The 3,265-nt window shown below is 36.5% G+C and carries 3 protein-coding genes; all 3 read left to right on the top strand.

What is annotated here, in order from left to right; translation table 11 throughout:
- Positions 1–1,915: aldehyde oxidase (locus ENL20_05510; GenBank protein HHE38013.1), on the top strand; the 1,915-nt coding region annotated here is incomplete at its 5' end.
- A gap of 255 nt (positions 1,916–2,170) precedes the next feature.
- Complete coding sequence (locus ENL20_05505; protein HHE38012.1) at positions 2,171–2,632, top strand: (2Fe-2S)-binding protein; 462 nt, start codon at positions 2,171–2,173, stop codon at positions 2,630–2,632.
- A 222-nt stretch (positions 2,633–2,854) separates the two neighbouring features.
- Positions 2,855–3,082 (top strand): DUF2281 domain-containing protein, encoded by a 228-nt coding sequence (locus ENL20_05500; GenBank protein HHE38011.1) that lies wholly within the window; start codon positions 2,855–2,857, stop codon positions 3,080–3,082.
- The last annotated feature ends 183 nt before the right edge of the window (positions 3,083–3,265 follow it).

The raw sequence follows: 3,265 nt of genomic DNA, 5'->3' as shown, positions 1-3,265 counted from the left end.
TTCTGCAAGATTCAAATTCGGGATCGGACTCTCTTGTAGTTTTCGTGGTTGTTCTCTGGGAGCTGAAGGAACTGATATGTCTTCGGCAATTGTTTCCGTGCAGGCAGATGGAAGCGTGATCGTCTTTACAGGAGTAAATGAAAACGGGCAAGGTTTACGCACTTCCATGTGCCAGATAACTTCCGAAATTCTAGGGATCAAACTTGATAAAATTACTTTCCTTGAACCACAAACTTCGACAATTTCCGATGGAGGTCCGACAGTTGCTTCACGCGGAACTCTCGTTGGCGGAAATGCGGTGATCGATGCCGCATCAACTGTTAAAAAAAGAATATTTAGAATCATAAAAGAAGATCTAAAAGTTTCCGATATAGAAGAAACAGAATGGAAAAATGGAAAAATATATTCCCGAAAATCGAAAGATAGATTTATCGAATTCTCCAAAGCCGCAGAGAAATCGTATTGGCAGGGAATCAATCTTTCGGCTTATGGTTGGTTTAAAGGACCGAAAGTTGGCTGGGATGAAGAAACCGGACAGGGAAATGCATATTTCACTTATGTTTATGGCTGCCAAATCGCTCAAATAAAAGTCGATACATTCACCGGAAAGATCGAAATCGAAAAAATTACTGCTGCACACGATGTCGGGAAAGTTATCAATCGACTGGGAGCAGAAGGACAAATTTACGGTGGAGTTACGCAAGGTTTTGGTTACGGAGTTCTGGAAGATTATAACATCCAGAAAGGTGAAGTAAAATCACAGAATTTCGATGAATATCTGATCCCGACCACCAAAGAAATCCCGGAAATCGATCCTATCCTGATCGAGAATCCTGATAAATTCGGACCTTTTGGAGCAAAAAGCATTGGTGAACCAACTTTGGAATTGACTTCCGCAGCTATCAATAATGCTTTGAAATTTGCAGTTGGAAAACATTCATACCAAATTCCGCTTACTCTGGAACAAGTTTATTTGGGAAAAAATCTACGAAAACCTGCTCGGCAAAGCGAAGTTTTTCATCACTCAAAGATGAAAACAAAACAGGTTTTAAGAACTAATAATATCAAAACGATAACTCCAAAAAATTTAGAAAATGCTCTGGAAATTCTTTCGGGAAAAAAATTTCAAATACTTGCTGGTGGAACTGATATTATTGTGCAAGCCCGAATGAAAACAGAACTGCAAAATCTTCTAAATATTTACTCGCTACAGGAACTTAAAGAAATAACTGAAACAGAAAATGAAATAATCATCGGAAGTGCTGTAACTTTCTCAAAATTAATTTCTAATAAGATCATCCAAAAACATTTCCCGATCTTGGTAAAAGCCTGTTCTTCTATCGGCTCGACTCAAATCCGAAATCGAGCAACGATCGGAGGAAATATTATCAATGCCGCACCTTGTGCTGATTCTGTTCCTCCTTTGATCCTGCGTAGTGCAGAACTTGTTCTGCAATCAAAAAGCGAAAACCGAAAAATCCCGATCAAAGATTTCATCATCAAACATTACAAAACTCAAATAAAAACCGATGAAATTTTGATTTCAATCTCTATCCCCAAACCTTCAAATAAAAAATATTATCATAGCTATTCTCAACTCGGACGGAGGAATGCCATGAATATTACCCGAATGAGCATCAGTGCGATGATCTCATTCGCTTCCAATAAAAATATCGAGGAATGTTACCTGGTCGATGGTTCGCTTTTCAGTTGTTCACAGAGATTAACTAATGTGGAAAATTTCCTCATTGGGAAACCTCTGAATGAGCAAACTATCGAAGCTATCGAAAAACCATTATCGGAAAAAATAGAAAAAGAGATCGGAAATCGATGGTCTTCCGAATATAAGAAACCGGTTTTTATCAATATGTGTAAAGATGCCTTACGGGAAATAGCCGCTGATTTTCACGGATGAACACGGATAAAAACTGCCACAGACTTACACTGAAAAACACAGACAAAAAAACAATGTGAAAAAAGAAAAAACGGACAGGATAACAGGATTTACAGGATTATGTTCATCTTTGCGTCCTTCGCGTCTTGGCGGTAAAGTCATTTCGTGAAAATTAGTGTTAATTCGTGGTGAAAAAGTTCGTATTGTTAGTCTTGTTCGTTGCTAAAAAAGTCAGTGCTTAGTCAGTGAAAGTCAGTGGCAAAAAAAGGAAAAAATATGATCGATCTAAAATTCAAAGTAAACGGAAAAAAGATAAATATCAAAGTCGATGATTCATTAAGGTTACTCGATATTCTCAGAGACGAACTCGATCTGACCGGAACGAAAGAAGGCTGTGGAATCGGGGAATGCGGAGCTTGTACTGTAATTATGAATGGTGAAGCTGTTAATTCCTGCTTGATCCTTGCTGAACAAGTTCAGAATGCAGAAATCGAAACAGTTGAGAATCTCGAAAAGGACGAAGTTCTATCCAAACTGCAAAAATCATTTTTAGAACACGGTGCGATCCAATGCGGATTCTGCACACCCGGAATGTTGATGAGTGCAAAAGCACTTCTTGATAAAAATCCAAATCCCGCAATGGAGGAAATTAAAACTGCTCTGGAAGGAAATCTATGCCGATGTACCGGATATGTTCCGATAATCGAAGCGGTAAAGAATATAAACAATTTAACTTAACTTTGTAATGTATAATAAATGATTAGTTTGTGACTGAACGAAAATTCGATTTTCTCGCAAAAAGGAAACTTGACTTAAGACGAAGTCTTGAGTTAAGTTAACTGGCATCAGCGGATTAGAAAACTTAAATCAAGCCAGCTAAAGCAAACTTAATTCAAGTTTCTGTAATTCCGGTGGTTTTCGTTTAAGCACTAGTTTATACAGATATTTGTAAAAGGAGAAATTGTGACTAAGATAACATCTATTTTAAATACATTACCTTCTAATGCCAGGAAAGAATTGATTGATTTCGCTGAATTCTTGAAAAACAAATATTCTCAAAAAAAGAAAAAAAACACTTTGAAATTAGATTGGGCTGGAGGTTTGGAAAAATATAAAGATAATTTCGAACCGGTCGAATTACAGCATAATATTTCTGATTGGTGGAGTAGTTCAAATGTATCTCGTTGATACAAATATCTTCCTGCATATTCTTTTGAAAAAAGACAAATACAAACAATCATTTGAATTTCTTAAAAGCAATTATGAACTTTTTATTACAGATTTTTCTCTTTTCTCGATCTGCATTTTACTCAGTAAATTATAAGAATTCGATCTTTTGAAAACTTTTATCTCCGATATTTTGTTTAGCGG

This window comes from Candidatus Cloacimonadota bacterium, from assembly GCA_011372345.1.
In the GTDB taxonomy this organism is placed as follows: Bacteria; Cloacimonadota; Cloacimonadia; order Cloacimonadales; family TCS61; genus DRTC01.
Note: the sequence above shows the minus strand (reverse complement) of the source record. Positions and strands in the feature narration are given on the sequence as shown.